This window comes from Streptomyces bugieae, from assembly GCF_036352915.1.
In the GTDB taxonomy this organism is placed as follows: Bacteria; Actinomycetota; Actinomycetes; order Streptomycetales; family Streptomycetaceae; genus Streptomyces; species Streptomyces endophytica.
This window is the reverse complement of the sequence record NZ_JAZBJP010000002.1, coordinates 492,089-515,706: the sequence shown is the minus strand read 5'-3', so window position 1 is coordinate 515,706 and position 23,618 is coordinate 492,089. Positions and strand designations below refer to the sequence as shown.

The following is a 23,618-nucleotide window of genomic DNA, read 5'->3' as shown; positions in this document are numbered from 1 at the left end:
GAGGGAAAGGAGCGAATGGAGGGAAAGGAGGGAGGCGGCCGGGTCAGCCGACCGCGGCGGCCGGGGCGCCCAAGGCGCCGGTCAGCGCGGCGAAGGCGTGCTCGGCCGTCTCGTCGGAGTGCACCGCGCGGTCCCACACCATGCGCAGCTGCAGTTCCGGACCCTGGGTGACGGACACCGCGAAGGGTCCGCGTACCGCTCTGCCGTCGATGTGGATCTCCCGGCCGTCGACGCCGCCGAGCCGGAGCGGGGGCCGCCGCCGGGCGTCGTCCACGGTCAGCAGCCCGTCGAGACCGCCCCGCCAGCCGGACCCGGCGGCCCGTGCCGCGTGCACCACCGCGTCGAACGGCGTGCCGGCGTGGTCCAGGTCGTCCCACCACGCGCCGGCCGTCTCCTCCGGCGTCGCCGGGCCCGTGCCCGTCGCGGTGGGGAAGACCACGGTGTTGAGGAAGCAGCCGAGCACCGGTGCGGCGCCGGACGGACGACCGCCCCACGGGTAGCCGAGCGGCACCACGTGCCCCTTCCCGTACAGCACCTCCGCGGCGGCGCGGCAGGCGTCCAGCAACTGCGGGAAGGACGCCCCGGTCTCCGACGCGGGTATCCGCCGCTCGGCCGAACCGCTCGGCAGCCCGTACCGCGCCAGGCTCTGCGGCCCGTTCGTGGACCGCGCCCGTTCACCCACCGCGCGGAGCCGGTCGCCCCAGTACGCCATCGCCGCCGGCGAACCGGCCCGGTCCTCCGCGGCCAACTGCAGGAGCACGGCCTCCCGGTAGGCGTCCAGCTCGGCGGCGGCGTCGGCGGTCGACGGGCCGTCCGCCGCGCGGTCCTCGGCGTAGGCGGCGCCCAGCTCCTCGACGATCCGGTTCAGCGACTGGCCGTCGCACGCGGTGTGCTCCAGCACGACGGCGAGCACCTCCCGCGGCCCCTCGGCGTCCGGCGCGTCCGCTCCCTCCGCGCCGTCCGCCGTGAGGAACAGCCGCAGCGGCGCCCCCTGCGGGGCCCAGTCGCGCAGGACCCGCCGCAGCGCGGCCGCCGCGTCCTCCCCCGGCGCCCGGGAGACCCGCGTCACCGGCACCTCCGGCGGCCCCAGCCGGAGCACCGGGGTACCCCGCAGTACCTCAGGACGGGCGCGCAGCACGGGATGCAGTGCGGCCAGGCGCCGGGCGGCCGCGGCGAGGCGCGCGAGGTCCACCGTGCCGCGCGGGAAGGAGAAGAACATCGGCACCAGGTCGGGCCGCCCGGCCGGGTCCATGGCCCGTACGAGGACGAAGCGCCGCTGGGCACCGGTGACCGGCAGCAGGGCCGGTGCCCCGTCGCCGTCGTCGAGCCGGCGGAAGCGGGCCAGGTACTGGCTCGTGATGCTGTGCACGGAGGCCTCTCTGGGGAGGGAGAAGTGAGGTGGGGGAGGCGGGGAAACGGGGGAGACGCAGGGGGCGGCGGCTCGGGCGGAGCACGCGCTAACCGCGTCCGGCGGCCTCGACCGGCTGGCCGGCACCGGCGGCGCCGCTCTCCTCCGAGGCTTCGTCGATGACCGGCAACTCGCCCTCCCCGAGCGGGAGTTCACGCATCCGCCGCAGCGGTGAGAGCAGCAGCGGCAGGGGTACGAGGAGGAATCCCACCGCGCACCACACCAGCGCCACACGGGCGCCGAACGCATCGGCCAGGGCACCGCCGGCCAGCGCGCCGAGGGGCAGGGTGCCCCACATCACGAACCGCAGGGTGGCGTTCATCCGGCCGAGCAGCCCGGGCGGGCAGACCGCCTGCCGGAAGCTGACCTGGGCGACGTTGTAGACGACCGCCCCGAAGAAGACCACGCCGGAGCCGAGCGCGAACAACGACGCTCCCACGCCGCGCCCGGACAGCGGCCACAGCACCGCGAACGGGCCGGTGACCAGTGCGGACAGCCAGATGATCCGGGCCCGGCCGAGCCGTGCGGCGAGCGGGCCGGCGCACAGGGCGCCCGCCAGGCCGCCGAGCGCGGCGGCGGACAGCACCAGGCCGACCGCCGCGGGTGCCAGCCCCAGCTCCCGCACCAGGAAGACGGACTGGGTGGCCATCAGCATGGCGGAGAAGAGGTTGGCCAGCCCGGTGGCCGTGGCGATCACCCGGAGCAGGCGGTGGCCGAACACGAAGCGCAGCCCCTCGCCGACGTCCTTGCGGAGCGAGGCTCCCGGTGCGCGTTCCGGCAGGCTCTCCGGCCGCTTGATGCGCCACAGGAACAGCGCGGAGAGCGCATAGCCGCAGGCGTCCGCCACGATGGCCAGCGGCGCGCCGAGCAGCTGCACCAGTCCACCGCCGAGCCCGGGGCCCGCGACCTGCGCCGAGGAACGGACGGTCTCCAGCGCTCCGTTGCCGGCGACCAGCTGGTCCTTGGGCAGCAGTTGCGGTACGAAGCTCTGGTGGGCGACGTCGAAGAAGACCGTCGCCACACCGGTGACCAGGGCGACGACGTACAGCTGGGCCATCGTCAGCACCCCGGCGACGGCGGCCAGGGGGATGCTCGCCATGGCCACGGCCCGCACCACATCGGCACGGATGAGCAGCGGCAGCTTCCGCATCCGGTCGACCCAGGCCCCCGCGGGCAGACCGACCAGCAGGAACGCGGCGGTCTCGGCCGCGGTGAGCAAACCCACCTGGAACGCGGGCGCGTTGAGCTGGAGTACGGCGACGAGGGGCAGCGCGACCAGGGTGACCTGGGAACCGAAGAGTCCGGCCGCGGCTCCGGTGAGGAGCAGGCGGAACTCGGGCATGCGCAGCGGGCCGCTTGTGGCGGCTCGGGGTCTGACGGGCATGCCGATGACATTCGAGGACCCGGCGATCCCCAGTCAAAACGAAGAGCGCAGTTTCAGACGGTTTTCTTCACCAATTGTGCACACGGACCGGAAATTTTCCGTCAGATCCTGGCAACGGCGGGATGTCCGGCACCTGTGGTGCCTGGTCCGTCGGCAGGTCCGGTCGGGCTGACGGGGACTCAAGATCCCTCCGGTCCGCACGCAACGTCACGAGTCGCACTCTGACCGAAAACTGCCATCGATGTCCCCTTATGAACGGAACCCGCGCTTCACCCGCTATGTGGTCACCGGCCCGTGCGGGAGACGGTGGCACGGACCCACTTGCCGCCCTCGGCGGCCGGTCCGCAGGACCAGGAGTCGGCGAGCGCATCGACGATCAACATCCCGCGGCCGCAGTCCTCGTCGCGGCCGGCCGTGCGCTGTACCGGCAGCAGCGCGGAGCCGTCGTGCACCTCGATGTGGAGTGCCTCGGTTTCCGGCACCAGCCGGAGAGTGATCACGGCGTCCCGGCCGCGCCCCCGCTCGCGGCATCCGGCCGGCAGCCGGCCGCCGTGGCGAATGGCGTTCGTGGCCAGCTCGCTGACGATCAGCACGGCCGCTTCGATGAGCTCTTCGCCCTCGCCCCACCGACGCAGGGCCTTCGCGGTGAAGGTCCGCGCCTCGCGGGCGGCGGGCAGGACTGCCGGCAACGTGAGCGACGCAGACGTCAGCTCGGCATCCCGGGGGATGGCGATTTCCGCCGTAGCAGTCATTTTCTTTAACCCTTCAAGCAGGCCAGGCATGTCATCGACGCGGCCGCGCTGATCGAGCCGCTGTCCTGCGCGGTACGCGGCTTCGACGTCCTGCCGCGCCGCCTCGGGGACCATTACCTCATCTACGGCGCCGGCACGATGGGCCTGATGATGCTCCAGCTCGCCAAGGCGGCCGGCGCGGCCTCCCTCTCGGTCGTCGACATCAACAAGGGCCGGCTGGAGATCGCCGAACGGCTGGGCGCGGACGCCACCGCGACGGACGCCACCGCCCTGGACCGGCCGCAGAGCTGGGAGACCGTCATCGACTGCACCGGCGTCATCCCCGTCATCGAGGACGGCCTCACCCGGGTCCGGCGCGGGGGCACCTTCCAGCAGTTCGGCGTCGCCCCCTCCGCGGCCAAGGCGTCCTTCTCGCCGTTCAGCGTCTACAACGACGAGATCACCATCGTCGGGTCGATGGTCGTCCTGCACAGCTTCGGCCGCGCCGTGGACCTGATGGCCAAGGGCGTCCTCGACGCGGACACGATGCTCACCCACAGCTTCGGACTGGACGACTTCGGCACCGCCCTGCAGACCTTCCGCGACGGCTCCGGCCGCAAGATCCAGCTCCGCCCGCAGGCCTGAACTCCCTTACCGTCCCGTCTCGTTGCACGGAAGCGACATCGTCATGCCCACAGTTGCCGGGGTGGACTCCTCTACCCAGTCCTGCAAGGTCGTCGTCTGTGACGCCGACACCGGGGAGATCCTCCATCGGGGCCGCGCCACCCATCCCGAGGGCACCGAGGTCGACCCCGAGGCCTGGTGGCGGGCGCTCCTCGAAGCGGGCAACGGCCTGCTGGAACACGTGGACGCCCTCGCGGTCGCCGGACAGCAGCACGGGCTGGTGGCGCTCGACGCGGCCGGGCAGCCGGTGCGGGACGCGCTGCTGTGGAACGACACCCGCTCGGCGCAGGCCGCGGCGGACCTCATCGACGACCTCGGCGGGCCGGAGAAGTGGGCCCGGGCCGTCGGCACCGTACCGGTCGCAGCCATCACCGTCGCCAAACTGCGCTGGCTGGCCGAGCACGAGCCGCGGCACGCGGACCGCACCGACCGGGTGCTGCTGCCGCACGACTGGCTGACCTGGCGGTTGTGCGGCGGCCCCGGTACGCCCGCCGAACCGGTCACCGACCGCGGCGACGCCTCGGGCACCGGCTACTGGTCACCCGCCGAGGGCGCCTACCGCCGCGACCTCCTCGCCCTCGCCTTCGGCGGCCGCACCCCCGAACTGCCGCGCGTCCTCGGCCCGTACGAACCGGCCGGCCGCACCCCGCACGGCGCCCTCGTGGCGTCGGGGACCGGAGACAACATGGGCGCGGCCCTCGGGCTGGGCATCCGGCCGGGAGACGTGGTGATCTCCCTGGGCACCAGCGGCACCGCCTTCGCCCTCGCCGACCACCCGGTCGGCGATCCCACCGGCGCCGTCGCCGGCTTCGCCGACGCCACCGGCCGCTTCCTGCCGCTGGTGTGCACCCTCAACGCCGCCCGGGTCCTCAGCTCCACCGCCCGCATGCTCGGCATCGCCCTCGACGACCTCGACGCCCTCGCCCGCGCGGCCGAGCCCGGCGCCGGCGGACTGGTCCTGCTCCCTTACCTCGGCGGCGAGCGCACCCCCAACCTCCCGGAGGCCGCCGGCAGTCTCACCGGCATGCGCAAGGCCAACATGCACCCGCCGAACTTCGCCCGGGCCGCCGTCGAAGGCATGCTCTGCAACATGGCCGACGCCCTCGACCGGCTACGGGCCCAGGACGTCAGCGCCCGGCGCGTCCTCATCATCGGCGGAGCGGCCAAGGCCCCCGTGGTCGGCGAGATCGCCGCAAGGATCTTCGGCACCCCCGTCACCGTCCCCGAACCGGAGGAGTACGTCGCCCTGGGCGCGGCCCGGCAGGCCGCCTGGGCCCTCGCCGGCACTCCCGAACCCCCGCACTGGCCCCTCGCCGCGGCCCGCCGCATCCCCGCCCCGGCCGACGGCTCCACCGGCCGTCGCATCCGGGAGGCCTACGCCGACGCCCGGGCGACGATGTACGGATGAGCGGAGTCGGCCGCCCGGCCCCGGCCCGCAGGGTCGGTCGGCGGCCGAGGCGATGGAAGAGGTGGCCGAGGAGGTGGACGGCCCCCGCAGTCACTGCGACGCGTCGGCTGCGGCCGGGGAGTCAGCCCTCGATGAGGGTGGCCACGGCCCGGCACAGGAGGTGCACGCTGCGCCGGAACTTCTCGTCCTGGTCCCGCCGGGGCATCGTGGTGAGCAGGAGCGGGAAGCGCGCGTACAGGTCCGCGTAGACCTCTTCGGTGACGGGGGCCGTCCGGGCCTCGCTCTGTTCCTGCAGCACGAAGCCGGTGAGGTGGCTGAGCAGGGTGTCGGCGGCGGTGCCGGCGTGTTCGGCGGGGACGCCGGCGTCGAGGAGGGTGTGCAGGAGGCGTTCCATCAAGGACAGGCCGCCGGTGCTGAGCATCCTGGGGCTGTCGGCCAGTAGGAGCGCGCCGCCGGGGTGCTGGAGCAAGGCCTGGCGCAGGGTGGTGGCCTGGGCCTCGATGCGGTCCTGCCAGGTCGCCCCGGGCGGCAGGGCGGCCAGCGCGGCGCTGCCGTCGTCGTGGGCCTGCCGGCAGACCCGGTCGGCCATCAACGCGAGCAGTTCGTCCTTGCTGCGCACGTGGTAATAGAGGCTGCCCGCGTGCGCGCCGAGCCGTTCGGCCACCTGGCGCATGGACAGGGCGTGGTATCCGACCTCGGCGAACGTGGCCATACCGGCGTCGATGATCCGCTCCTTGGTGAGCTTCATCTGTTTACCGTAAAGGTTTTCCAACGGTGTTCGAAAGCTGTGTTAGCCTCCCGCCGACCATTTCGAACGGTGTTGCAGGGGGCGGGACATGGACGCGGTGCTTTTCAACGTGACCACGGCCGCGTTGATGGTGATGATCATCAACAGCGGGCTCGGCGCGATCGGACGGGACACGCTGCGCGGGCGCCCCGTCCCGTGGGCCGCGGTCGGCCTGACCGTCCTCGCGGTGGCCGGCGTCGTCCTCCAGCTGTGCTGGTCGGGCGCGATGGCCGCGCTCGACAACGACCCCGCCAAGAGCGGCTGGTGGCGGGTGCTCACCTCGGTCTTCCTGCAGAACGGCGGCCCGGGCGGCGCCCTGTGGAACATCGCCACCCTCGCCCTCGCCGCCGCGCTCGCGCAGTGGCTCTGGGGCGGCACGCTGACCCTGGTCTTCTTCGCCGCCGGCATCCTCCTGCCGGAGCACCTCGACGCCCTGCTCGGTCTCGGCAGCGGCCCCAGCACGGACCCGCGCAACTTCGCCGGCAGTTCCGGCGCGACCTACTTCCTGGGGGCCACCCTGGCCCTGGCTCTCCTGACCCGCACCCGCGTCAAGAAGCAGCAGGCCCTCGCGATCGCCGTCCCGGTGCTCGGCCTGCTGATGTGGCTCCTGCAGGAGAACGGCCACGGCCTGGTCACCGTGTACGGCTTCGCGCTCGGCGCGCTGGCCTGGGCGGTACGCCGCTTCCTGGGCCGCACGGAGACCGAACCGTCGCCGCACTCGGCGTAACAGGCAGCCGGGCGCCGGCGATCGGCGTCAGCGCACAGCGAGCACGATCTTCCCCTTGGCGCGACCGGTCTCACTGAGCTCATGTGCCTTGGCGGCCTCCTCCCAGGGCAGCGCCTGATCGACGACGACGTTCAGCGCGCCGCCCGACACCAGCTCGCCGATCCGCTGGAGGTCGGAGCCGGACGGGGTGAAGCCGAACTCGACGTAACGACGGCCGAGTTCGGCCGCCCGCTCCCTGACCGCAGTGCGGTCCGGCCCGGTGCCCCGGACGTCGAGCAGCACCCCTTGTGCGGTGAGGGTGGTCAGCGAGCGCGGCCCGTACGCGCCGCTGATCGGATCCAGCACCACGTCGATGTCGCGCGCCACCTCCTCGAAGTCGACGGTGGTGTAGTCGATCAGCTCGTCGGCACCCAGCCCGCGCAGGAAGTCGTGCTTGTCCTGCCGGGCGGTGCCGATGACATGGGCGCCACGGGACTTGGCGATCTGCACCGCGAGATGTCCGATGCCGCCGGCCGCCGCGTGGACGAGCACCCGCTGACCGGCATGGACGTCGGCGACCCGGACGAGCGGCTGCCAGGCGGTGAGCGCCGCGGTCGGGAGCGCCGCGGCGTGCAGATGGTCCAGGCCCGGCGGGACGGAGGCCAGGGAGTCCTCCGGTACGGCCACGTACTCGGCGTAGGTGCCGCGCGGCGGCAGGACGGCTGCGAACACCGCGTCACCGGGCCGGAACCGCGTCACCTGCTCACCCACCGCTTCCACCACACCGGACAGGTCCAGCCCCAGGACGAAGGGCGGCTCGCCCAGCCTGGCCAGCAAGCCCGAACGCCGCTTCCAGTCGGCCGGGTTGACCCCGGCGGCATGCACCCGCACCAGCACCTCGCCGGGTCCCGTCGCCGGCCGCTCGGTCTCGACGACCTCCAGGACCTCCGGACCGCCGAACACCCGCTGGCTGACCGCCCGCATACCGCCGCTCATCTCGCTGCCTTCCGCACCCACTCCGCCGTGGCCGGCCGGCCACGTCTCCATCCTGGAAGAAGGCGGTACCCGTTGTGAAGTAGGCACCTGTTTGATATCTAGGTACCTCATGGATACCACTGCGCACGCCGACCGGACCGACCCGGCCGGCCGGGCGGAGCGACCCGACTGGAAGCTCACCTATCGCCGGGACTGCCCCTCGCGGACCGTCATCGAAGTGCTCGCCAACAAGTGGGCGTTGTACGTCCTGGGCGCCCTGCGGCGCTACGACCGGCCGATGCGGTTCAACGAGCTGCGGCGGGTCCTCGACGGCATCACGCAGAAGATGCTGACCCAGACCCTGCGGGCCCTCGAACGCGACGGCCTGGTCAGCCGCACCGTCTATCCGACCGTACCGCCGCGCGTGGAGTACGCGTTGACCGCGCTCGGGGTCGAGGCCGGGCAGCTCACCGCCGCCATCGCCGACTGGTCCGTGGCGCACGCCCGGGAGATCCTCACGGCTCGCGAGCACTTCGACGAACGGGACGCCACACAGCCGGCACCGGTGCGGTAGCACGCCCCCGGCAGGTCCCTAACGCCCCGCCCTGCGCTTGTTCCAGACGTCGAAGCCGACCGCGGCGAGCAGCACGAGGCCCTTGATGACCTGCTGGTAGTCGGTGCCGATGCCGACCAACGACATGCCGTTGTTGAGGACGCCGAGGACCAGGCCGCCGATGACCGCCCCCATGACCGTGCCGACGCCGCCGCTCATGGAGGCGCCGCCGATGAACGAGGCGGCGATGGCCTCCAGTTCGAAGTTCAGGCCGGCCTGCGGCGTACCCGCGTTGAGCCGGGCGGCGTAGACACATCCGGCGAGCGCCGCCAGGACACCCATCGTGACGAAGACGGCGAAGGTGACGCGCTGGTCCTTGACGCCGGACAGCTGCGCGGCCGCCTTGTTGCCGCCGAGGGCGTACACATGCCGGCCGACGACCGCGTTGCGCATCACCTGACCGAGGGCGAGCAGCAGCCCGCACATGAGGAGCATCACGACCGGCACGCCGTGGAAACTGGCCAGCGTCAGAGCGAGGGCCACCACGGCGGCGGTGATCGCGGTGCACCTGGCCACCCACAGACCGGTCGGCAACACGTCCAGCCCGTGGGCCAGTTGGCGGGAGCGCTGCCGCCCTTCCCGTAGCAGGAGGAGGACGACGGCACAGAGGCCCAGCGTCAGGGTGGGGTTGTGGTACTGCGTGTACGGGCCCACCTCCGGGAGGAAGCCCTTGGCGAGGTCCTGGAAGCCGTCCGGGAACGGCGCCAGGGACTGGCCCTCCAGGACGAGCTGTGTCGCGCCGCGGAACAGCAGCATGCCGGCCAGCGTCACGATGAACGACGGGATCCCGAGGTACGCGATGAAGAAGCCCTGCCAGGCCCCCGCGACCGCGCCGATCAGCAGCGAGAGGAGCAGGGCGGGCACCCAGGGCAGACCGTGCTTGACCATCAGCACCGCGGCCATCGCTCCGACGAAGGCGACCAGCGAGCCGACGGACAGGTCGATATGGCCCGCGATGATGACGATCACCATGCCCATGGCCAGGATGAGGATGTAGCTGTTCTGCTGGATCAGGTTGGAGACGTTGTTCGGCAGCAGCAGCGTGCCGTCGGTCCAGATCTGGAACAGCACGACGAGGAAGACCAGCGCGATGAGCATGCCGTACTGACGCATGTTGGCGCGGGCCCCGTGGATCAGGAGCGCCATCGCCGGCGGCGAGGCGGGCGTGTCCTCGGGGGGAGTGCTTGTGAAGGCGGTCATGGCGGGGCCTCAGCTCCCGTTCTCGGTCATCTGGCGCAGGGTCATATGGCGCATCAGGACTTCCTGGGTGGCCTCGGCACGGGTGACCTCACCGGTCAGCCGGCCCTCGGCCATGGTGTAGATCCGGTCGCACATCCCGAGCAGTTCGGGCAGTTCGGAGGAGAGGAGGAGCACCGCCTTGCCGCGGGCCGCGAGGGCGTCGATCACGGTGTAGATCTCGTACTTCGCACCGACGTCGATGCCGCGGGTCGGCTCGTCGAGGATCAGCACCTGCGGGTCGGTGTGGATCCATCTGCTCAGCACGACCTTCTGCTGGTTGCCGCCGGACAGCCGGCCCACCCGCTCGGCGACCGTGGGCGTCTTGATGTTCAGGGACGTGCGGTAGTGCTCGGCGATCCGGCGCTCGCGGTGTTCGTCCACGAAGCCGCGCACACCGTTCCGCCGGCCGGCGTCGCTTCGCCGCATGCCGGGCAGCGAGGCCAGGGAGATGTTGCGCTGCACGGTGTCGAGGAGGTTCAGACCGTAGCGCTTGCGGTCCTCGGTGACGTAGGCGAGGCCCGCGGCGATGGCCGCCGGTACGGTCCTGGTGTCGACCTCACGTCCGCCGACGGCCACCGTCCCGGCGACGTACTGCCCGTAGGAGCGCCCGAAGACGGACATCGCGAGTTCGGTGCGGCCCGCGCCCATCAGCCCGGCGATGCCGACGATCTCGCCGCGGCGCACGGTGAGCGACACCCCGTCGACGACCGTGCGCCGGTGGTCGGCCGGATGCCGTACCGTCCAGCCGTCGACGGCGAGGGCGATCCGGCCGGCGTCCTCGCCCCGGTAGGGGGTGCGGTCGGGGAAGCGGTGGTCCAGATCGCGGCCGACCATGCCCCGGATGAGGCGTTCCTCGGACAGTTCCGGTGCGGCGGACGGTGAGTGACGTACCGTCAGGGTCTCCACCGTCCGGCCGTCGCGCAGGATGGTCACCGAGTCGGCGATCGCCCGGATCTCGTTGAGTTTGTGGGAGATGACGATGCCGGCGACGCCCTGGTCGCGCAGCTGAAGGAGCAGTTCGAGCAGGTGCGCGCTGTCCTGGTCGTTGAGCGCCGCCGTGGGCTCGTCCAGGATGAGCAGCTTCACCTCCTTCGACAGGGCCTTGGCGATCTCCACCAGCTGCTGCCGGCCCACGCCCAGCTCCGATACCGGCGTCTGCGGCTTCTCGCGCAGCCCCACCCGCGCAAGCAGCCGGATCGCCTCGCGGTAGGTGCCGTTCCAGTCGACGGTGCCGCGGGCCGAGCGCCGCTCGTTGCCGAGGAAGATGTTCTCGGCGATCGACAGCTGCGGCACCAGCGCCAACTCCTGGTGGATGATGACGATGCCGTGCCGCTCGCCGGCCCGGATGTCCTTGAAGGCCACCGGCTCGCCCTCGAAGCGGACCTCGCCCTCGTAACTCCCGTGCGGATGCACCCCGCTGAGGACCTTCATCAACGTGGACTTCCCCGCGCCGTTCTCCCCGCAGACGGCGTGGATCTCACCGGGCCGTACGGCCAGATGCACGTCGGACAGCGCGGTGACGCCGGAGAACGTCTTCGTGATCGCGCGCATCTCCAGAACGGGGCGCGGTTGGCCGGCGACCGGCCCCGGCTCCCCGGCGGGCCGGGTCATCGCAGCTGTCCCGCGGTGAAGTACCCCTCCTGCACCAGGAGTTGGGTGTTGCTCCTGTCGATGCTGACCGGCTTCAGCAGATACGCCGGCACGGTCTTCCTGCCGTTGTCGTAGTCGGTCGTGTTGTTGACCTCGGGCTTGCGGCCGTGGAGCACGGCATCGCCCATCTGCACGGCCCGCGCGGCGAGTTTGCGGGTGTCCTTGAAGACGGTCTGGGTCTGCTCGCCCCGGATGATGGACTTCACCGATGCCAGTTCCGCGTCCTGCCCGGTGACGATCGGCAGGTCCGCGCCCCGGTAGCCGGCGCTCTTGAGCGCGGAGATGATGCCCAGCGAGATGCCGTCGTACGGGGACAGCACCGCGTCAACCTTCTCCTCGCCGTAGTTCTTGCTGATCAGGTCGTCCATCCGCTTCTGTGCGGTACCGCCGTCCCAGCGCAGCGTGGTGGCCTGGTTCATCCTCGTCTGCTTGCTGCCGACCACCAGCTGGCCGCTGCGGAGGTACGGCGTGAGGACGGCGAGGGCGCCGTTCCAGAAGTAACGGGTGTTGTTGTCGTCGGGCGAGCCCGCGAACAGCTCGATGCGGTAGCTCGTGCCCGCGTCCCTGCGCGGCCTGCCCAGTTTCAGCTTGTCGACGAGGTACTGCCCCTGGAGGCGGCCGACGCGTTCGTTGTCGAAGGACGCGTAGTAGTCGACGTTCTTCGTGCCCATGATCAAGCGGTCGTACGCGATCACGGGGATGCCCGCGTCGTGCGCGCGCTGCAGTACGTCGGTGAGCGCGGAACCGTCGATGGCGGCGACCACCAGCAGCCGGTGTCCCTCGGCGATCATGTTCTCCAGCTGGGCGACCTGGTTCTCGACCTTGTCGTCGCCGTACTGAAGGTCGGCCTGGTACCCGGCCTCGCGGAACTGCTCCGCCATGTTCCGGCCGTCGGCGATCCAGCGCTCCGACGCCTTGGTGGGCATGGCGATGCCGATGGTGCCGCCGCTTCCGCGGTCGGGCCGGTAGCGGCTGCCGCCCCTGGCCTCCTGGCCGCAGGCGGTCAGCGAGACGGCGAGCAGGGCGGCGCTCGCGGTGACGAGAAGCGTGCGGGATCGCATGGGGATCAGTCCCTTTCCGGTACGGGGAAGCGGTCGAGCCGGCCCGGGTGGCGGGCGCCCAGCGGTGACATCCCGCCGTCCGCGCCGTGCCGGGCCAGCAGGTCCAGGACCAGGCGTCCGCGCCGGACCCGCTCCCGGGCGGTGGCGAGGGCGTGCTCGCGCAGATGCGCGCCGTAGGGGTAGATGCCGGACGCGTTGCTCAGACCGAACTTGAGGTACACGGGGGCGCCGCGCCGGATCAGCTCGGCCGCCTCGTACATCCGCACATAGCCGCCGAGGTCGTCGGGCGCCTCGACGTACATGTCCAGCGGGGCACCGCTGACCCGCCGGATCTCGGTGAGGTGGTCCGCGGTCAGATCGGAGGGCACGTTGAGCGAGTCGGCGCCGAGCCGCTCGTACACGGCGAACGAGGCGGGATTGACCGGCCCGGACAGCGCGGACACCTTGAAGGTGGTGTCGGCGGGCAGCAGCCGGGCCGCCCGCAGCCGGTGCAGCGTCCACAGCACGCCCTCGTCCGCCACGAGCAGACAGCGCACCCCCAACTCCGCGGCGCGCAGGGCGTCTTCGACGCAGCCGGCGAGGCCGTCATGGCCGCGGGCGCGCAGGCCCGCACCGCCGGAGCAGGTGCGGGTGGAGCCGCCGATGTCCCAGGTGCCGCGCGGCCCGGTGAACAGGCACAGCTCGATGTCGCGCTCGGCGCACGCCCCGGCCATCTCGGTGATCTCCCCGTCGGTGAGCAGCCACACGCCGCTGCCCTGACTGATCCGGTGCACCGGCACATCGAGGCGGGCACTCTCCGCCAGCACGACGGACAGCGCCTCCGGGCCCTCCACGGAGGGGATCTCGGTACGCCAGACACCGCCGTCGGGAAAGGTGTGCGGTGAGGCGTCCGCGGGGTGGACCGGGGGAGTGGGGTGGCCGATGCGGGCGAGGGCGCCGGCTCCGGGGCGACGAGGTGCTGACTCTGATGGGGCGGTCACGAGGCTCCCATGGTCGAGTGTTCGGTATGTCGGACGGCGTTCGGGATCACGGGTGTGCGGAGGCCGTGCACCTGCGGATGCGTAGGAGGGGTTGGGGTGTGCGGAGGCATGGGGGGTGCGGTGGTACGGGGCGGGCGCTGCTCCGTACCACCGCACGTCTCAGGACCGCGCCAGCGGCTCAGGCACGGGAGTGACTCAGGGGCGCAGAAGCACTTTCCCTGTCGCCGGGTCGCCGTCGCCGACCAGGGAGATGGCCTCGGCGAACCCTTCCAGGGGGAACTCATGGGTGATCAGCGGTGCCGGGTCGAGCAGCCCGCGGCCGAAGGCGCGCACCGCGTACGACCAGGCCGACGACGGCGCCCCGAAGATGCTGCGGATCTCCAGCTGGCTCAGGGACAGGTGCACCGGGTCGATCCCGTCCGCATCCGACGGGAACATCCCGGTGAGCACCACCCGGCCGCCCCGGCGGGCCAGCAGACAGGACGAGGCCGCGGTCGAGTGCGCCCCCGCCGTCTCCACGACCAGGTCGAAGCAGCCGTTGCGCTGCGTCGCCTGCTCGGGGGTGCACACCGCGCTCGCGTCGCACCGCAGTGCCTGGGCGCGACGCCCGGACCGCGGATCGACCACCACGAGCTCGGCGGGTTCCGTCGCGGCCAGCAATTGCAGCGCGAGCAGCCCGAGCGTGCCCGCCCCGACCACCGCGATCCGCTCCCCGGGCCGCGGCCGCCCGGCCCGCACCGCGGCGGCGACCACCGCGGCCGGCTCCAGCAGCGCGGCCGCCCGCAGATCGGCGTGGTCGGGCAGCAGGTGCAACAGCGCTGCGGGCACGGTGAGATGGTCGGCGAAACCGCCCGGCTCGGTGAAGCCGGTCTCGGCGTAGCCGCTGGTGCACAGGCTGGTCTCGCCGGCCCGGCAGCGCTCGCACTCCCGGCACGCCCGGAACCCCTCGGCCACCGTCTTGCGCCCCACCAGCGCCGGATCGACCCCCGCGCCGACCGCCGCCACCGTGCCGGACCACTCATGACCGGGCACGACGGGATAGTGGACGTACCCGGCGTCGCGCCGGCCGTCGTAGACCTCGCGGTCGCTCCGGCAGATCCCGGCGGCGGCCACCCGCACCAGGACCTCGCCCTCCCCGGGCTCGGGCACCGCGCCGTACACCAGTCGGTGGTGCCGGGGCCGCTCGACGACGATCGAGCGGCTGACTTCCGACCCGCGGTCCCGCCCCACCGCGTCCCCGCCCGCCCGGCTCATCGCGGCCGCCTCTGCTCCCAGCCCTCGGCCCAGAGGTCGAACCGGGCCGGCTGCTGCGGGAACTCGGCCGCGGCGTCCACGTCGAACTCGACACCCAGACCGGGCGCGTGCGACACCGCGAAGCAGCCGGTCTCCGGATCGACGTACGGCGCACCCCGCACCACCTCCGTGATCTCCGCGTCCGCGAAGTCGTTGAAGTGCTCCAGCACCTTGAAGTTCGGTGTGCAGGCGGCGAGTTGGAGCGAGGCCGCGGTCAGTACCGAACCACCGACGTTGTGCGGGGCCACCAGCACGTAATGCGTCTCGGCGGTCGCGGCGAGCTTGCGGGCTTCGAGGATGCCGCCGATGTGGCCGAGGTCCGGCTGGATGATGTCGGCGGCCTGCGCCTCGAACAGCTCCCGGAACTCGATCCGGTCGTGGATGCGTTCCCCGGTCGCCACCGGCAGGTCCACCTTGTCCGCGACCTTCTTCAGGGCCTTGAGGTTCTCCGGCGGCACCGGCTCCTCCAGCCAGGCGGGCCGGAAGGGCGCCAGCTCGCGGGCGAGCCGGACCGCCGTGGCCGGGCTGAAGCGGCCGTGCATCTCCAGCATCAGCTCGGTGTCCGGGCCGACGGCGTCGCGTACCGCCTCGATCAACGACACGGCGTACAGGGTCCGTTGGTGGTCCAGCTCGAAGTGGCCGGTCCCGAACGGGTCGATCTTCAGGGCCCGGTAGCCGCGCGCCACCACCTCCTGCGCCGCCTTGTGGTACGCCTCCGGGGTGCGCTCGGTGGTGTACCAGCCGTTGGCGTACGCCATGACGCGATCGGTGACCCGGCCGCCGAGCAGCTGCCACACCGGGACCCCGAGTGCCTGGCCCTTGATGTCCCAACAGGCCATCTCCACACAGGCGATCCCGGACATCACGATCTCGCCGGCCCGCCCGTAATCCCCGTACTTCATGCGACGGACCAGGTCCTCGACCGCGAACGGGTCCGATCCGCGGATGTGGTGGGCCTCCGCCTCGCGCACATAGCCGAGCAGGGCATCGGTGCGGCCCAGCATCCTGGTCTCGCCGACCCCCGTCAGCCCCTCGTCAGTGTGGACGAGTACATAGGTGAGATTGCGCCAGGGGGTTCCGACGACGTGTGTGCTGATTCCCGTGATGCGCACGGCAATTGCCCCTCCATGTCGTTCGAAATTTCGTCACTCGTTCGAAATGGTGGCGTGACCGTAGTCAGGTCCCGATGGGGGTGTCAATGGGTTGCGCAGCGGCCGGTCCGTCCCCACCATTGCCCGGCGAACCCCCCTGTGCATAGCCTGCGTTCGGCATACCGGTCAGCGACCGGCTCCTCGAACGAAACGGGTGGTGAGGCACATGGGACGTCTGGTCCCCGCGGTGACCAGGGCGCTCGACATCCTCGAGCTGTTCCTGGAAGGCGACGGAACCCTCTCCGCGCCCGACATCACCCGCAAGTTGCAGCTGCCGCGCACCACCGTGCACGAGCTGCTCACCACCCTCGCCGCCCGCTCATACCTGGTGCCCGCGCCCGGCCGGCCCGGCCACTACCGTCTCGGCGTCCGCACCTACCAGCTCGGCAGCCGCTACGCCGAACAGCTCGACCTCGCCGCCGAGGGCCAGCAGGTGGCCCGCGAGGTGGCCGAGACCTGCGACGAGACCGTGCACGTCGCGATCCTGGAGGACCTCGACGTCATCTACATCGCCAAGGTCGACTCCATCCACGCCGTCCGCATGGTCTCGGCCGCCGGCCGCCGCCTCCCCGCCCACTGCACCGCGGTCGGCAAGATGCTGCTCGCCGCCCTGCCCGCCGACGAACTCGACCTCCGCATCGAGGAAGCGGGCCCGCTGGACGCGATGACCCACCACAGCATCACCGACCCCGAGGCGCTCCGCGCCGCGCTCGCCGTCGTCCGTGAGCGCGGCATCGCCGTCGAGCACCGCGAGTCCAACCCGGACGTGAACTGCGTGGCCGCGCCCGTACGGGACGGCACGGGCCGGGTCGTCGCCGCCCTGTCCATCTCCGTACCCGTGATCCGCTGGAGCGAGCAGCGCGAGGCCGAACTCGCGGAGCTGGCCGCCAAGGGCGCGAGCGACCTGTCCGTACGCCTGGGCCACCGCGGCGGCCACCGGTGAGGGCCGAGGTCGCGGTCCGCGCCGCGGCCACCCTCGGCGAGGGCCCCACCTGGGACCCGGCGACGGACCGGCTGATCTGGGTGGACATCCTCGGCTCCCGCATCCACACCTACCAGCCGGGCGGCGGCCGGCGCACCGTGATGGCCACCGAACAGCACGTCGGCGCAGCCAAACCGCGCGCGGCCGGCGGCCTGGTCGTCAACCTGCGGGACGGCATCGCCCGCTACGACGCCGACGGGGCGTTCTCCTGGCTCGTACGCGATCCCGTCCCCGGCCGCCGCGGCAACGACGCCGCTGTCGCCCCCGACGGCTCGCTCTGGGCGGGCACCATGCGTGACGACGAGGCCGCGGGCGGCGGCACGCTCACCCGCATCGCCCCCGACGGTGAGACGCGGGTGCTCTTCCCCTCCGTCGCCGTCAGCAACGGCCTCGCCTGGAGCCCGGACGGCACCCACCTCTACTACATCGACTCCCCGACCCGCCGCATCGACGTCTGCCGCATGGAAGGTCAACGTCCCTCGGATCGCCGCCCGTTGGTGGAGATCGAGCCCGGTGCGGGCTTCCCCGACGGACTGACCGTCGACGCCGAAGGCTGCCTCTGGGTCGCCCTCTGGGACGGCGGCCAGATCCGCCGCTACACCCCCCACGGCCGCCTGGACCGCACCCTCCGCCTCCCCGTCCCCCGCCCCACCGCCTGCTGCTTCGGCGGCCCGTCGCTACGCGACCTTTACGTCACCACGGCCGGAGCCGGCTCTCCTCACCCCCACCCCCTGGCGGGCTCCCTCCTGGTGGTCCCGGACGCGGGCCAGGGGATGCCGGCGGTGCCGTTCGCGGGCTGAACCGCTCCGAGGCCCCACAAGCGGCGCATCGTGGCCGGGCTGGTGGGACGGGCCGCCCGGGCGCACCTGAGGTGTCAGGTGCCCGGTACCACGGCGCCGCGGCCCGCCCGGACCGCCTGGAGTACGGCCCGGTGGAGCGCGCGGAGGCCGCGCGGCGGGAGCGGGACCGGGCTGCCTTCGAGGTCGTAGCACTCCTCCGCGCCCGTGTACCGGACGGTGACGCGCGCCGTGCCGTCGCCCCGGTCGGCGGTGGTGACGGTCAGGTCGCCGGTGATGATGCCGACCTGGACCGTCATCGCCCCACCGGGGCCGGCGGTGATCTCATCGGTGAGCGCGTCACCGTCGTGGGTGTTCACTGCGTGGGTGGTCACTCTTCGCAGGTGTCCAGCATCTCGTCGAGCTTGTCCTTCTCCGGCTCGGTGACGTTCAGTTGGTAGAGGTGCTTGATGTCGGTCCAGGCACGGGCGTAGACGCACCAGTAGGCGTGCCGCGGCGGAGCCCACTGGTCCGGGGACTGGTCGCCCTTCTGCCGGTTGGAGGAGGCGGAGACCGCGATGAGCTGTGCGTGGACGAGGTCGTTGGCGAAGGTGCGGCGCTTCGGGGTGGTCCATTCATCGGCGCCGGAACGCCAGGCGTTGGCCAGCGGCACGATGTGGTCGATGTCGAGCTGACCCGACGCGTGGAAGACCTTGCTGTCGTATGCGCTGAACCAGGTCCCCGAAACGGCCCGGCACTTCTCGTCCTGCTGGACGTCCGTGCCGTCCCGGGAGAGGACGACTTCGCGGGTGTCGCATTCGCCGTACTGCTTGATCCAGTGCGGGAATTTCGCGCGGCTGTATCCCTCCATCGAATGGGGTGTGTCGATGTTGAGGTCGGCGAGTTCTTCGCGCGCCACATCGGCGGGCGGCGGCTCCGGCAATTCCCGCGGAGAGGTGGGGAATACGGTGTCGGCGGGGCGGATGACGGCGGCGGGATGAGAAGGTGAATGAGGGGCGGCAGCGGCGGTTGCGGTGGCCGGTACCGCTGGGACAATTGCGGTGGCGATGAGAGCGGTTGACGTGGCGACTCGGCGCCACCAGGCGTTGGTCATCACTCGGAAAGCATCACCCGGGGAAACGATTTGCCATGCCGCTATTCACTCTTTGGTGGGGAATTCCGGAAATTGGCCCTCATATCGAATTGCGGGCGAGGGTGGCTTCGTAACCGGGCCGACCACGTGCTCCCGATTCCCTCACGGAACCCATAGGCTCCCGGAGTACGCAAGCACCACGGGATTCCCACCCTCCTGGAGGTCACACCCATGACCGAGCTCCCCGAAGGCGGGCTGCCGCTGGCCGGCATCACCGTCGTCAGTGTCGAGCAGGCGGTAGCGGCTCCCTACGCCTCCCGCCAGCTGGCCGATCTCGGCGCGCGCGTCATCAAGGTGGAACGTCCGGGCGGGGGCGACTTCGCCCGGCGCTACGACACCACGGTGCACGGGGAGTCCAGCTACTTCGTGTGGCTCAACCGGTCGAAGGAGTCCGTGACCCTCGACCTGAAGTCGGACCGCGGCCGGAAGGTGCTGGAGCAACTCCTGTGCGGCGCCGATGTGTTCGTGCAGAACCTGGCCCCCGGCGCGGCCGCCAGGCTGGGCCTGGGGGCGGACGCCCTCGCCGAGCGCTTCCCGTCCCTCATCCGGTGCTCCGTCTCCGGCTACGGCACCAGCGGCCCGTGGGCCGACCGCAAGGCGTACGACCTGCTGGTGCAGTGCCAGACGGGCCTGGTCTCCCTGACGGGCACCGCCGAGGAAACCGCCCGGGTGGGGGTGTCGATCGCCGATATCGCCGCCGGCATGTACGCCTACTCGGGCATCCTCACCGCACTCTTCACCCGGGCGACCACCGGCGTCGCCCGCGCCGTGGAGGTCTCCCTGTTCGAGGCGCTGGCCGAGTGGATGGGCCAGCCCGCCTACTACACCCGCCACGGCGGCACCCAGCCCCCGCGCATCGGCACCCAGCACGCCACCATCGCCCCGTACGGCGCCTACACCGCGGCGGACGGCAAGGACGTACTGTTCTCGATCCAGAACGAGCGGGAATGGGCCGCCCTGTGCCGGCAGTTCCTGCGCCGGCCCGGGCTCGTCGACGATCCGCGCTTCGCCACCGGCTCCGACCGCGTGGTCCACCGCGCCGAGCTGAACGCGATCGTGGCCGAGCGGTTCGGTGAGCTGGACAGCGACCAGGTGATGAAGCTGCTGGACGAGGCGGGCATCGCCAACGCCGGCGTCAACGACGTCCAGGAATTCCTGGCCCACCCGGTGCTCGGCGCCCGGAACCGCTGGCGCGAGGTACGGATTCCCGGGGGAGCCGTGGTGCCCGCGCTGCTGCCCCCGGCGGACCTGGCCGGCACCGCCCCGCGCATGGACGCCGTACCCGCCGCCGGCGAGCACACCGAGAACGTCCTGACGGAACTGGGCTACAGCACGGCCGACATCGCCGCCCTGCGGACCGACGGCGTCATCTGACCCCTGGCCCCACCCCGGCGGTCCTGCGATCCCGTGCGATCCCTGCCCTGCCTTCCCCTCCCCGCCCGCCAGCAAGGAGCGTCACAGCGTGAGCACCCTCGACGTCCTGTCCGAGGACGAGCAGCTCGTCGTCAGTACGGTGCGCGACTTCGTCGACAAGGAAGTGCGGCCCGTCGTCCGCGAACTGGAGCACGCCAACACCTACCCCGAGGCCCTGATCGCGCAGATGAAGCGGCTCGGCATCTTCGGTCTCGCCATCCCCGAGGAGTACGGCGGCACCCCGGTCTCCACGCCCTGCTTCGTCCTGATCACCGAGGAACTCGCCCGCGGCTGGATGAGCCTGGCCGGTGCGATGGGCGGCCACACCGTGGTCGCCAAGCTGCTGCTCCACTACGGCACGGAGGAGCAGAAGCGCCGCTATCTGCCGGCGATGGCCACCGGCGAGACCCGGGCGACCATCGCCCTCACCGAGCCGAGCGGCGGCTCCGACCTCCAGGCCCTGCGCACCGTCGCCCGCAAGGACGCGGACGGCGGATACCTCATCAACGGGTCGAAGACCTGGATCACCAACTCCCGGCGGTCCGCGCTGATCGCCCTGCTGTGCAAGACCGACCCGGAGGCCGAGCCCGCCCACCGGGGCATCTCGATCCTGCTCGTCGAGCACGGGCCCGGCCTGACGATCTCGCGCGACCTGCCCAAACTCGGCTACAAGGGCGTCGAAAGCTGCGAGCTCTCCTTCGACGACCACCGGGCACCGGCCGATGCCCTCCTCGGCGGGACCGAGGGCAAGGGCTTCGCACAGATGATGAAGGGCCTGGAGACCGGGCGCCTCCAGGTCGCCGCCCGCGCGCTCGGGGTCGGCCGGGCGGCGCTGGAGGACGCCCTCGCCTACGCCCAGGAGCGCGAGTCGTTCGGGAAGCCGATCTGGCAGCACCAGTCGGTCGGCAACTACCTCGCGGACATGGCCACCTCGCTGACCGCCGCCCGTCAGCTGACCCTGTACGCCGCCCGGGAGGCCGAGGCGGGCCGCCGGGTGGACATGGAGGCCGGCATGGCGAAGCTCTTCGCCTCCGAGACGGCCCTGCAGATCGCCGTCAACGCCGTCCGCATCCACGGCGGTTACGGCTACTCCACCGAATTCGACGTCGAGCGCTACTTCCGCGACGCGCCCCTGATGATCGTCGGCGAGGGCACCAACGAGATCCAGCGCAACGTGATCGCGAGCCAGCTGGTCACCCGCGGCGGACTCGACAGGTGAGGCCCGGCCATCGCCCCTACCCGACCATCGTCTGGGTGCCCAGTACGGAGAGGAGTTCCAGCCGTTCGGCGTCCTCGGTGCCGGGCTCGGCCGTGTAGACCATGATGCGCAGGTCGCTGCCGGCGACGCTGAGCAGGTCGCAGTCCAGCGTCATGGTGCCCACCTGCGGATGGTCGATGGTCTTGCGCGACGCCTCGTGCCGGCCCACGGCCCCGGAGTCCCACAACTCGGCGAACCGGGCACTGTGCGCCCGCAGCTCCCCGATCAGCTGTCGCAGCCGCTGGTCCGCCGGATACCGGCGCGCCGCCGCCCGCAGGTCGGCGACCACCGCGGTCTCCAACGCGCGCCGGGACCGCGTGGTGTGCCGGACCCGCCCGCCCGAGCCGAGGAAGGCCCGCCAGGCGCCATTGCGCTCCCGGCCCTGCCGCTCGCCCATCAGCGCCGTGTACAGCGGGTTGGCCAGCAGCAGCGTCCACGACGCGTCGGAGACCGCGACCGGCGTCCCGGTCAGCCGGTCCAGCATCCGGTGCACGCTCGGCGTGATGTACGCGGGCACCGTGCCCTGCCCCGGTGGCACCAGCCCGGCGACGTGGAACAGGTGCTCGCGCTCGGCTCCGGACAACCGCAGGGCTCGCCCCAGGGCCTCGACGACCTGCTCGGAGGGGTGGGTCGCCCGGCCCTGTTCCAGGCGGGTGACGTAGTCGACCGAGATCCCGGCCAGCATCGCCAGCTCCTCACGGCGCAGTCCGGCCGCCCGCCGGTGGCCGCCCGCGGGCAGCCCGGCCGCCTCCGGGGAAGCGCGGTCGCGCCAGCGCCGCACCGTCCGCCCGAACTCCGTACTCGCCATGCCCCCACTGTGCACCGCGCCCCCCGGATCTTCCTGGTACCGCCAGTCCCAGGAAGACCGGACTCCTGGCTGCTCCCGGCCGGCCGCCGCAGTCTGGAGTCATGACCACCACACTCATCACCGGAGCGAACAAGGGCCTCGGATTCGAGACCGCCCGCCGTCTCATCGCCGCGGGCCACACCGTCTACGTCGGCAGCCGCGACGCCGCCCGCGGCCGGCGGGCCGCCGAACGGCTGGGCGCGCGGACCGTCCAGCTCGACGTCACCGACGACGCGTCCGTGGCGGCCGCGGCCGAGGCCATCGAGGCCGAGGGAGGGCTGGACGTACTGATCAACAACGCGGGCATCGAGAGCCGGGACGCCGACAACAACGTGCCCGGTGCCGCGGAGATCACTGCCGATGCGATGCGGCGGACCTTCGACACGAACGTCTTCGGCACGGTCCGCGTCACCCACGCGTTCCTCCCGCTGCTGCGGCGCTCACCGGCCCCGGTCATCGTCAACGTCAGCAGCGGCCTGGCCTCCCTGAGCCACGTCAGCGACCCGAGCAGCCCTGCGTACGCCTACCCGGGCGTCGCCTACCCGACGTCGAAAGCCGCGGTCAACATGATCACCATCCAGTACGCGAAGGCGTTCCCGGACATGCGGATCAACGCGGTCGAGCCCGGCTTCACCAAGACCGACCTGAACGGCAACACCGGAACCCAGAGCGTGGAGCAGGGCGCCGAGATCATCGTGCGCATGGCCCAGGTGACCCCCGACGGCCCCACCGGCGGCTACTTCGACGCGGCGGGCACCCTGCCCTGGTGAGTGGGCTCCGACGCGCCCATCTCCCGTATTCCGCCGCCCACTTGACCTTCCTTCCGTAGGGTTGTCGCAGCCGTACCACTGACTTCCTCGAAGGAGGAGCGATGACAGCGGAGAGCCTCAGCCGCTTGACCTCCCGCGTGGCGCACTTCGTGCTCCACGGGCGCCGACCCCGGCTCGACCATCCCGACTCGCACCGGGCCGCCCGGTCCAACCAGCACGCGGGCTTGATCCACCACTACCGTCCGTCCTCCCCGACGGGAGGCGGCGGCCTGCAAGGACCGCTCTGACGGTCCGGCCGCCCTCCGGCCCGCTCGACCGGGAGCACGGGCCGTGTTGCTGCCGGTCCGCG

The 23,618-nt window shown here is 71.9% G+C and carries 24 protein-coding genes; 10 read left to right on the top strand and 14 right to left on the bottom strand.

Annotation, left to right across the window (positions count from 1 at the left end):
* Nucleotides 1-43 precede the first annotated feature (43 nt).
* The 3 genes from V2J85_RS07535 to V2J85_RS07525 form a co-directional block, all read right to left on the bottom strand.
* Complete coding sequence (locus tag V2J85_RS07535) at nucleotides 44-1,369, bottom strand: condensation domain-containing protein (protein ID WP_330821001.1); 1,326 nt, start codon at nucleotides 1,367-1,369, stop codon at nucleotides 44-46.
* A gap of 88 nt (nucleotides 1,370-1,457) precedes the next feature.
* Nucleotides 1,458-2,750 carry an MFS transporter gene (locus V2J85_RS07530; RefSeq protein ID WP_419836750.1) on the bottom strand — a complete coding sequence of 431 codons (1,293 nt, stop codon included), beginning with the start codon at nucleotides 2,748-2,750 and terminating at the stop codon, nucleotides 1,458-1,460.
* A gap of 326 nt (nucleotides 2,751-3,076) precedes the next feature.
* Nucleotides 3,077-3,658, bottom strand: a complete 582-nt coding sequence (locus V2J85_RS07525; protein WP_419836749.1) for an ATP-binding protein — start codon at nucleotides 3,656-3,658, stop codon at nucleotides 3,077-3,079.
* Here V2J85_RS07525 and V2J85_RS07520 point away from each other — a divergent pair.
* Complete coding sequence (locus tag V2J85_RS07520) at nucleotides 3,578-4,168, top strand: zinc-binding dehydrogenase (RefSeq protein ID WP_419836760.1); 591 nt, start codon at nucleotides 3,578-3,580, stop codon at nucleotides 4,166-4,168. The genes V2J85_RS07525 and V2J85_RS07520 overlap by 81 nt on opposite strands.
* A gap of 43 nt (nucleotides 4,169-4,211) precedes the next feature.
* Nucleotides 4,212-5,615, top strand: a complete 1,404-nt coding sequence (xylB, locus tag V2J85_RS07515) for a xylulokinase (RefSeq protein WP_330821000.1) — start codon at nucleotides 4,212-4,214, stop codon at nucleotides 5,613-5,615.
* 121 nt (nucleotides 5,616-5,736) lie between these two features.
* Here xylB and V2J85_RS07510 read toward each other — a convergent pair whose 3' ends face one another.
* Nucleotides 5,737-6,363: a TetR/AcrR family transcriptional regulator C-terminal domain-containing protein gene (locus V2J85_RS07510; protein WP_330820999.1), complete on the bottom strand. Its 627-nt coding sequence runs from the start codon at nucleotides 6,361-6,363 to the stop codon at nucleotides 5,737-5,739.
* Nucleotides 6,364-6,451: 88 nt separating this feature from the next.
* Here V2J85_RS07510 and V2J85_RS07505 point away from each other — a divergent pair, with 88 nt between their 5' ends.
* On the top strand, nucleotides 6,452-7,129 hold the full coding sequence (locus V2J85_RS07505) for a hypothetical protein (protein WP_261957660.1): 678 nt from the start codon (nucleotides 6,452-6,454) through the stop codon (nucleotides 7,127-7,129).
* A gap of 27 nt (nucleotides 7,130-7,156) precedes the next feature.
* Here the strand turns inward: V2J85_RS07505 and V2J85_RS07500 are convergent, their stop codons facing one another.
* Nucleotides 7,157-8,092 carry an NADP-dependent oxidoreductase gene (locus V2J85_RS07500; protein WP_410011403.1) on the bottom strand — a complete coding sequence of 312 codons (936 nt, stop codon included), beginning with the start codon at nucleotides 8,090-8,092 and terminating at the stop codon, nucleotides 7,157-7,159.
* 121 nt (nucleotides 8,093-8,213) lie between these two features.
* Between V2J85_RS07500 and V2J85_RS07495 the strand changes: the two genes are divergently transcribed.
* A complete protein-coding gene (locus V2J85_RS07495; RefSeq protein ID WP_261957661.1) occupies nucleotides 8,214-8,657 on the top strand; it encodes a winged helix-turn-helix transcriptional regulator in 444 nt (147 codons plus the stop codon).
* Between the two features lie 18 nt (nucleotides 8,658-8,675).
* On the opposite strand, the gene mmsB is transcribed toward V2J85_RS07495, so the two are convergent.
* The 6 genes from mmsB to V2J85_RS07465 all read right to left on the bottom strand — a co-directional run bounded on the left by mmsB (nucleotide 8,676) and on the right by V2J85_RS07465 (nucleotide 16,031).
* Nucleotides 8,676-9,896: a multiple monosaccharide ABC transporter permease gene (gene mmsB / locus V2J85_RS07490; protein ID WP_330820997.1), complete on the bottom strand. Its 1,221-nt coding sequence runs from the start codon at nucleotides 9,894-9,896 to the stop codon at nucleotides 8,676-8,678.
* Nucleotides 9,897-9,905: 9 nt separating this feature from the next.
* Nucleotides 9,906-11,546 (bottom strand): multiple monosaccharide ABC transporter ATP-binding protein, encoded by a 1,641-nt coding sequence (mmsA, locus tag V2J85_RS07485; RefSeq protein WP_330820996.1) that lies wholly within the window; start codon nucleotides 11,544-11,546, stop codon nucleotides 9,906-9,908.
* Entirely contained in the window at nucleotides 11,543-12,646 is a 1,104-nt protein-coding gene (gene chvE / locus V2J85_RS07480) for a multiple monosaccharide ABC transporter substrate-binding protein (RefSeq protein ID WP_330820995.1), read from the bottom strand. Before chvE ends, mmsA begins: the two co-directional genes overlap by 4 nt.
* 5 nt (nucleotides 12,647-12,651) lie before the next feature.
* Complete coding sequence (locus V2J85_RS07475; protein ID WP_261957664.1) at nucleotides 12,652-13,626, bottom strand: hypothetical protein; 975 nt, start codon at nucleotides 13,624-13,626, stop codon at nucleotides 12,652-12,654.
* Nucleotides 13,627-13,821: 195 nt separating this feature from the next.
* Nucleotides 13,822-14,880: a zinc-dependent alcohol dehydrogenase gene (locus V2J85_RS07470; protein ID WP_330820994.1), complete on the bottom strand. Its 1,059-nt coding sequence runs from the start codon at nucleotides 14,878-14,880 to the stop codon at nucleotides 13,822-13,824.
* Entirely contained in the window at nucleotides 14,877-16,031 is a 1,155-nt protein-coding gene (locus tag V2J85_RS07465; RefSeq protein WP_330820993.1) for a mandelate racemase/muconate lactonizing enzyme family protein, read from the bottom strand. The genes V2J85_RS07470 and V2J85_RS07465 overlap by 4 nt, the downstream gene beginning before the upstream one ends.
* Before the next feature lie 205 nt (nucleotides 16,032-16,236).
* Between V2J85_RS07465 and V2J85_RS07460 the strand changes: the two genes are divergently transcribed.
* Nucleotides 16,237-17,013: an IclR family transcriptional regulator gene (locus tag V2J85_RS07460; RefSeq protein ID WP_330820992.1), complete on the top strand. Its 777-nt coding sequence runs from the start codon at nucleotides 16,237-16,239 to the stop codon at nucleotides 17,011-17,013.
* On the top strand, nucleotides 17,010-17,852 hold the full coding sequence (locus tag V2J85_RS07455) for an SMP-30/gluconolactonase/LRE family protein (protein WP_330820991.1): 843 nt from the start codon (nucleotides 17,010-17,012) through the stop codon (nucleotides 17,850-17,852). The genes V2J85_RS07460 and V2J85_RS07455 overlap by 4 nt, the downstream gene beginning before the upstream one ends.
* A gap of 74 nt (nucleotides 17,853-17,926) precedes the next feature.
* Here the strand turns inward: V2J85_RS07455 and V2J85_RS07450 are convergent, their stop codons facing one another.
* Nucleotides 17,927-18,148: a hypothetical protein gene (locus V2J85_RS07450; protein WP_261958401.1), complete on the bottom strand. Its 222-nt coding sequence runs from the start codon at nucleotides 18,146-18,148 to the stop codon at nucleotides 17,927-17,929.
* A 71-nt stretch (nucleotides 18,149-18,219) separates the two neighbouring features.
* Entirely contained in the window at nucleotides 18,220-18,942 is a 723-nt protein-coding gene (locus V2J85_RS07445) for an HNH endonuclease family protein (protein WP_330821424.1), read from the bottom strand.
* A 210-nt stretch (nucleotides 18,943-19,152) separates the two neighbouring features.
* On the opposite strand from V2J85_RS07445, the gene V2J85_RS07440 reads away from it, so the two are divergent.
* A complete protein-coding gene (locus V2J85_RS07440) occupies nucleotides 19,153-20,355 on the top strand; it encodes a CaiB/BaiF CoA transferase family protein (protein ID WP_330820990.1) in 1,203 nt (400 codons plus the stop codon).
* 88 nt (nucleotides 20,356-20,443) lie between these two features.
* Nucleotides 20,444-21,613, top strand: a complete 1,170-nt coding sequence (locus V2J85_RS07435; protein ID WP_330820989.1) for an acyl-CoA dehydrogenase family protein — start codon at nucleotides 20,444-20,446, stop codon at nucleotides 21,611-21,613.
* Nucleotides 21,614-21,629: 16 nt separating this feature from the next.
* Here the strand turns inward: V2J85_RS07435 and V2J85_RS07430 are convergent, their stop codons facing one another.
* Entirely contained in the window at nucleotides 21,630-22,460 is an 831-nt protein-coding gene (locus V2J85_RS07430) for a helix-turn-helix transcriptional regulator (RefSeq protein ID WP_330820988.1), read from the bottom strand.
* Nucleotides 22,461-22,561: 101 nt separating this feature from the next.
* Between V2J85_RS07430 and V2J85_RS07425 the strand changes: the two genes are divergently transcribed.
* Nucleotides 22,562-23,269, top strand: coding sequence for an SDR family NAD(P)-dependent oxidoreductase (locus V2J85_RS07425; RefSeq protein ID WP_261957672.1), 708 nt, complete (start codon nucleotides 22,562-22,564; stop codon nucleotides 23,267-23,269).
* Nucleotides 23,270-23,370: 101 nt separating this feature from the next.
* Nucleotides 23,371-23,556 (top strand): hypothetical protein, encoded by a 186-nt coding sequence (locus tag V2J85_RS07420; RefSeq protein WP_261957673.1) that lies wholly within the window; start codon nucleotides 23,371-23,373, stop codon nucleotides 23,554-23,556.
* The last annotated feature ends 62 nt before the right edge of the window (nucleotides 23,557-23,618 follow it).